This is a genomic window from Streptomyces sp. NPDC030021, assembly GCF_055574035.1.
The window spans coordinates 632,680-639,037 of sequence record NZ_JBVIAH010000002.1; the positions used below are offsets into that span (position 1 = coordinate 632,680).

5 protein-coding genes are annotated in these 6,358 nt (G+C 71.9%); 3 read left to right on the forward strand and 2 right to left on the reverse strand.

Features of this window, described 5'->3' with window-relative positions:
- Positions 1–173: 173 nt before the first annotated feature.
- Together ACZ4YL_RS06035 and ACZ4YL_RS06040 are read left to right on the forward strand one after the other, a co-directional pair.
- Positions 174–2,213: a bifunctional glycosyltransferase 87/phosphatase PAP2 family protein gene (locus tag ACZ4YL_RS06035; protein WP_468114060.1), complete on the forward strand. Its 2,040-nt coding sequence runs from the start codon at positions 174–176 to the stop codon at positions 2,211–2,213.
- Positions 2,214–2,334: 121 nt separating this feature from the next.
- Complete coding sequence (locus ACZ4YL_RS06040; RefSeq protein WP_468114062.1) at positions 2,335–3,087, forward strand: hypothetical protein; 753 nt, start codon at positions 2,335–2,337, stop codon at positions 3,085–3,087.
- Between the two features lie 366 nt (positions 3,088–3,453).
- Here ACZ4YL_RS06040 and ACZ4YL_RS06045 read toward each other — a convergent pair whose 3' ends face one another.
- Positions 3,454–4,728, reverse strand: a complete 1,275-nt coding sequence (locus ACZ4YL_RS06045; RefSeq protein ID WP_468114064.1) for a cytochrome P450 — start codon at positions 4,726–4,728, stop codon at positions 3,454–3,456.
- A gap of 241 nt (positions 4,729–4,969) precedes the next feature.
- Here ACZ4YL_RS06045 and ACZ4YL_RS06050 point away from each other — a divergent pair, with 241 nt between their 5' ends.
- Positions 4,970–6,139 carry a steroid 3-ketoacyl-CoA thiolase gene (locus ACZ4YL_RS06050; RefSeq protein WP_030390693.1) on the forward strand — a complete coding sequence of 390 codons (1,170 nt, stop codon included), beginning with the start codon at positions 4,970–4,972 and terminating at the stop codon, positions 6,137–6,139.
- A 131-nt stretch (positions 6,140–6,270) separates the two neighbouring features.
- Here the strand turns inward: ACZ4YL_RS06050 and ACZ4YL_RS06055 are convergent, their stop codons facing one another.
- Positions 6,271–6,357: an aggregation-promoting factor C-terminal-like domain-containing protein gene (locus ACZ4YL_RS06055; protein ID WP_446678247.1), complete on the reverse strand. Its 87-nt coding sequence runs from the start codon at positions 6,355–6,357 to the stop codon at positions 6,271–6,273.
- Between the last annotated feature and the right edge of the window lies 1 nt (position 6,358).

Genomic DNA, 6,358 nt, shown 5'->3' on the forward strand with positions numbered 1-6,358 from the left:
CCCGGGTGCCCCGTCCGGGAACGGGCCTCGCAGGTCGGCGGGCGTGTCGGTCTTCGCGATGCCCGTGAGAGCCGTCCAACGCATCCCGTGGGAGATATCGTCTTGCGGGTAATGGAGCGCGGCAGCCAGGCAAAGTCAGGGTTGCGGTCAACATGGCGGGAGGCCGGCGAGGCGTGGCTAACGCGGCAGAGCACAGCGGTGCGAACGGACATGCCGGAGTCATAGGCGATCACGGCAGGCTCGGGGCGGCTCGCCTTCTCCTGTGGGCACTGGCCGGCGCGCTCGCCGTCAGACAGGCCGCCGCCGTGCTGCGGGTGCCACCGGCCGAGTGGCTGAGCGGCTTCCACCTCCCCGGCAGCCTGCCCGGATCGGTCTACGACACCGGCCAGTTCTCCGACACCCCCTTCGCCGGGCTGGTCCTGAGGCCGCTGGTCGGCCTCGCCGCCCCGTCGCTGGAGGTCGCCTGGACCTGCGTGACGCTGCTGTGCGTCGCCGCCATCGGGCTCGTCGCCGCCCGTGGCCTGCCCGACCCGGTGCCGCGGCGCACCGCGCTGCTCGCCGCGCCCGTGCTCACGGCCCTGATGATGGTCTCGCTCCCCGTCCGCGAGGCCGCCTCACCCGGCCAGACCGCCGTCCTGCCCGTGCTGCTGGTGCTCATCGCCGTGTTCCGGGTGCCCGGCGACCGGCCCGCCGGCTTCCTCGTCGGCCTCGCCGCCGCGCTCCAGCCCGCGCTGCTGCTGTTCGCCCCGCTGCTGTGGCTGACCGGACGCCGCCCCACCGCGCGCACCGCCGCCGTGACCTTCGCCGGAGCCACCGCGCTGTCCTGGGCGGCCATGCCGCGCGACTCCTGGACGTACTGGGCCGAGCACCTGGCCGGTACCGGCCTCGGCGGGGCCCCCGACGGCCTCGCCAACCAGTCCGTGCACGGCGCGCTGCTGCGCCTCGGCCTGACCGGACCCGCCGAGATCCTGCTCTACGCCGCCCTCGCGGCCGCCATCGTCTGGATCGGCCTGCGCCGTGCGGTCCGCTACGCCCGCGACGGCCAGCTGCTGCTCGCCGTCGCCGTCACCGGCTGCGTGGCCGTCGCCGTGTCCCCGACCGGCTGGCGCCACCAGCTGCTGTGGGTGCTCCTCGCCGTCGCCGGCAAAGTGGGCAAGCGGGCCGCCGACCGGCCCGTGTGGCCGGTGGCCGTGGTCCTCGCGATGACCCTGCCGAGCACGATGCTGCTGCCGAACCTGGCCGCGCTGGCCCCCGTACGCGACAACGTGCTGCTGCTCACCGCCGTGGCCGCGGCCTGCGCGGTGCCGTTCCTGCCGCGCTCGTCGGCGTACTGGCGCGAGCCCGTACCCACCGACTACGGGCGGCCCGCGGCGGCCCGCTGGGCGCGGGTGCCGCTGATGCCGTTCTGGCGGCGCGTGCTGTCCCGCCCGAACCTGCTGCTGGAACTCCTGCTGATACGGGTGGGCTACTCGCTCTACTCGCACATCCGGGCCGCCGCGCCCACCAGCCGCAGCCTCGCCGAGGGCAACGGCAGCCAGATCCACGGGATCGAGCGCGCGCTGGGCATCGACATCGAACACGCCGTGAACCACGCCGTGGTGAACACGCCCTGGCTGGAGGCGTTCTTCAACTTCTACTACACCTCCTTCCACTTCGTGGTCCCGCTGACGATCCTGGCGGTCCTGTACTGGCGGCGCCCCGGTGATTACCGGTGGGCGCGGGCCTCGCTGGGGCTGGCCACGGTGCTGGCCCTCATAGGTTTCTGGCTCTACCCGCTCGCGCCGCCGCGCCTGATGCCCGGCCTCGGCTTCATCGACACGGTGCACGGGCCGCAGGACCTGGCCAACCCCTCGTACGGGGCCATGACCGCGATCTCCAACCAGTACGCGGCGATGCCCTCGCTGCACTTCGGCTGGTCGCTGTGGTGCGGGATCGTGATCGTGGTGCTGGCGCCGAAGGGCTGGCAGAAGCTGCTCGGCGCGCTGCACCCGCTGATCACGGTGTGCGCGATCGTGGCCACCGCCAACCACTGGGTACTGGACGCCGTGGGCGGGGCCGTGGTCGTGTCCGCCGGCTTCGGGCTCGTGTACGTGCTGTCCGGGCCGCGGGGGCTGCAGCTGACCCTGCCCGGGCAGCGCAAGGGCGCGGTGGCGGTGGAGGAGGAGCCGAGCGAGGGGGAACGGCGGCAGAACGCCCCGGCCCGGACCCCGTAGGGGGTGCGCGGCGGCGCGGTGCCGGCTCCCGCAGGCGCCGCGCCCGGCCCGGTGCCAGCATCGGGTCATGAGCGCAAAGCCGACGGGGGTCGCACACGCCGCCGGGCGGGTGGCCTGACCCGTGGGCGACTGGTACCAGCGTCAGATCGTCGAACCCGGCAAGCAGCCGCTGCTGTGCCTGCTGCTGGGCTTCCTCGGTGCGTTCCTCTTCATCCGGATCAGCGTGCGGCTGATCCGGGCGCAGGTCTCCTGGTGGCCGAAGAACGTCACGCCGGGCGGGCTGCACATCCACCACGTGGTCTTCGGTGTCGTCCTGATGATCGTCGGGGGGCTGGGGCTGGCCTCCCCGACCGGCAACCGGCCCCCGTGGGCGGAGATCGACGCGGCGGTGTTCGGCATCGGGACGGCGCTGGTGCTCGACGAGTTCGCGCTGATCCTGCACCTGAAGGACGTGTACTGGTCCGAGGAGGGCCGGCTGTCGGTGGACGCGGTGGTGGTCGGGGCCGCGGCTTGCGGGCTGCTGTTGCTGGGGGCGTCGCCCTTCGGCGTCGACGACGCCGACGTCTCGGAGGGCGGTACGAAGGCCTCCGGCTGGACGTACGTGGTGGTGGTCGCGGTGAACGCGGCCTTCGCGCTGGTGGCGCTGGCCAAGGGGAAGGTGTTCACCGGGCTGCTGGGGATCCTCGTACCGTTCTTCGCGCTGGTCGGGGCGGTGCGGCTGGCCCGGCCGGGGTCGCCGTGGGCGCGGGCGCGGTATCCCGCCGGGGGGCGGAAGGAGCGGAGGGCGCGGGTGCGGGAGGAGAAGGAGGGGTGGCGGAGGCGGGTGCGGCTGCGGGTGTACGACGCGGTTGCGGGGCGGCCGTCGGAGCCGTAGCCCTGGCCGGGCCTTTGCCCTGGCCTTTGCCCTGGCCGGGCCGGGCCGGGCCGGGGCTGGCTCGGGGAGGCCGAAGGGGCGCCGGGGCATTCGCTGCCCCGGCGCCCCTTCGGCTGGATCGCCGCTGCTTGCCAGGATCACTCCGTTCGGGTCGGGCCGCCACTCGAACGGGTGCGGCGCCGTTGCGGGGGCGCTGCCCCCGGACCCCCGCGCCTCAAACGCCGGCGGGGCTGAGGATCGGGGCTCCGCCCCGGACCCCCGCGCCTCAAACGCCGGCGGGGCTGAAGATCGGGGCTCGGCCCCGGACCCCCGTGCCTCAATCGCCGGCGGGGCTGAGGAGTGGGGCTCCGCCCCGGGCCCCGTGCCTCAAACGCTGGCGGGGCTGGAGGGGGTGGTGGGGGTGGTGGTGACGCGGAGTTCCTTGATGCCGTTGAGCCAGGCTGCGCGGAGGCGGCGTGGGGGGGTGTTCGTGAGGTGGAGGTTCGGGAGGGCGTCGGCCAGGGCGTTGAAGATCAGGTCGATCTCCATCACCGCCAGCGACTTGCCGAGGCAGAAGTGCGGGCCGCCGCCGCCGAAGCCCAGGTGGGGGTTGGGGTCGCGGGAGATGTCGAAGACGTCCGGGTTCGTGAAGACCTCGGGGTCGTGGTTGGCGGAGGAGTAGAACATCCCCACCCGGTCACCCGCCTTGATCTTCGCGCCGCCCAGTTCGGTGTCCTGGGTGGCGGTGCGCTGGAAGGACACCACCGGCGTGGCCCAGCGGACGATCTCCTCGGCGGCCGTCGACGGCCGGGTCGCCTTGTAGAGCTCCCACTGCTCGGGGTGGGTCAGGAAGGCGTGCATGCCGTGGCTGATGGCGTTGCGCGTGGTCTCGTTGCCCGCGACCGCCAGCAGCAGCACGAAGAAGCCGAACTCGTCCGAGCCGAGGTTGCCCTGGCCCTCGGCCGCCACCAGCTGGGTGACGATGTCCTTGGCCGGACATTCCTTGCGCTGGGCGGAGAGGTTCATCGCGTAGCCGATGAGCTCCATCGCCGCGTTGGAGCCGACCTCCTCGGTGATCGCGTACTCCGGGTCGTCGTAGGCGATCATCTTGTTCGACCAGTCGAAGATCTTCGTGCGGTCCTTCTGCGGTACGCCGATCAGTTCGGCGATGGCCTGCAGCGGAAGCTCGCACGCCACCTGCGTGACGAAGTCGAAGCTGCCGTCGGCCGCCGTGGCCGCGGCCTCCTCGACGATCTTCCGGGCGCGGTCCCGCAGGGCTTCCTCCAGGCCGCGGATGGCCCGCGGGGTGAAGCCCCGCTGCACGATCTGGCGTACGCGCGTGTGTTCCGGCGGATCCATGTTCAACATGATCAGACGCTGGGCATCTATCGCATCACGCTGGATGTGCTCGTTGAAGCGGATGATCGCGGTGTTGGTCGTCGACGAGAACAGTTCCGGGTGCGTGGAGACGTACTTGACGTCCGCGTGCCGGGTCACGGCCCAGTAGCCCTCGTCGTCGAAGCCGGTGACGCCCCGCCGCTGCGGGCACCACCACACGGGTGCGGTCTGCCGCAGCTGCGCGAACTCCGGGAAGGGGACGCGGCTTTGGAGCAGGTCTGGGTCGGTGGCGTCGAAGCCTTCGGGCAGTGCGGGGCAGGACATCGGGCAACTCCAAAGTCTGACGGACCATCAGAAGTTGGCTTGAAGGTAGTAACGAGTTCTAGAAGTGACAAGGGTCCTGGCGCCAACTGTTGCGTGTGGAATCCGTGCAGGCCGCGTGCAAGACCCTTGCGTGCCGGGGCCTCAGGTCATAAGACTGCGGGGAGAACTAGAACGCGTACTAGTTCGGGCGGGGCGCCGGGACGGCCCGCCGTGCTGACGCAGTGCAGGAGAGGACGAGCTCATGGCCGCGGAACCCGTCATTGTCGAAGCCGTACGCACCCCCATCGGTAAGCGCGGGGGCGCTCTCGCCAACCTCCATCCCGCCTACCTGCTCGGTGAGACCTACCGTGAACTGCTGGCCCGTACCGGAATCCAGCCCGACTGCGTCGAGCAGATCGTCGGCGGCACCGTCACGCACGCCGGCGAGCAGTCGATGAACCCCGCCCGCAACGCCTGGCTCGCCATGGGCCTCCCGTACGAGACCGCCGCGACGACGGTGGACTGTCAGTGCGGCAGCTCGCAGCAGGCCAACCACATGGTCGCCAACATGATCTCCGGCGGGGTCATGGACATCGGCATCGCCTGCGGCGTCGAGGCCATGAGCCGCGTGCCGCTCGGCTCCGGATCCAAGCACGGCCCGGGCAAGCCCTTCCCGGACGAGTGGAACGTCGACCTCCCCAACCAGTTCGAGGCCGCCGAGCGGATCGCCCGCCACCGGGGCCTGTCCCGCGAGGACGTCGACCGGCTCGGGCTCCTCTCCCAGGAGCGGGCCGCGGCCGCATGGGCCGAGGAGCGGTTCAAGCGCGAGACCTTCGCCGTGCAGGTGCCGACGACCGAGGAGGAGCAGGCTGCCGGACAGGGCATGTGGCGCCTGGTCGACCGGGACGAGGGGCTGCGGGACACGAGCATGGAGGCGCTGGCCCGGCTCAAGCCGGTCATGCCCACCGCCGTGCACACCGCCGGGAACTCCTCGCAGATATCCGACGGCGCCGCCGCTGTCATGTGGGCCTCGCGGAAGATGGCCCGCGCCCTCAAGCTCAAGCCGCGCGCCCGGATCGTCGCCCAGACGCTCGTCGGCGCCGACCCCCACTACCACCTCGACGGGCCGATCGACGCGACGCGGGCCGTGCTCGGCAAGGCCGGGATGTCGCTGCGGGACATCGACCTCGTCGAGATCAACGAGGCCTTCGCCTCCGTGGTCCTGTCCTGGGCGCAGGTCTTCGACCAGGACCTGGAGAAGGTCAACGTCAACGGCGGGGGCATCGCGCTCGGCCACCCCGTCGGCGCCACCGGCGCCCGGCTGATCACCACCGCGCTGCACGAGCTGGAGCGCCGTGACAAGGAGTTCGCGCTGATCACCATGTGCGCGGGAGGCGCGCTGGCGACCGGCACGATCATCCAGCGCCTGTGAGGCGCCCCTGAGTCCCGTGGGATGGGATGCAGAAGGCCCCGGAGGCCGGACCTGGGGAGGCCGGCCACCGGGGCCTTCGTATGTCTGCTGTACCGCGCGGTGCTGGTGCTGGTGCTGCTGCCGCTGGTGGCTTAGTACCAGTGGTTGGCGGACCAGAAGTTCCAGGCGCCGACGGGGCTGCCGTAGCGGTCGTTCATGTAGTCCAGGCCCCACTTGATC

Bases quoted from the DNA above. Each gene is read 5' to 3' on its own strand.
- ACZ4YL_RS06045 (WP_468114064.1), bottom strand. From the start codon at position 4,728: ATGTCCTGCCCCGCACTGCCCGAAGGCTTCGACGCCACCGACCCAGAC.
- ACZ4YL_RS06050 (WP_030390693.1), top strand. From the start codon at position 4,970: ATGGCCGCGGAACCCGTCATTGTCGAAGCCGTACGCACCCCCATCGGT.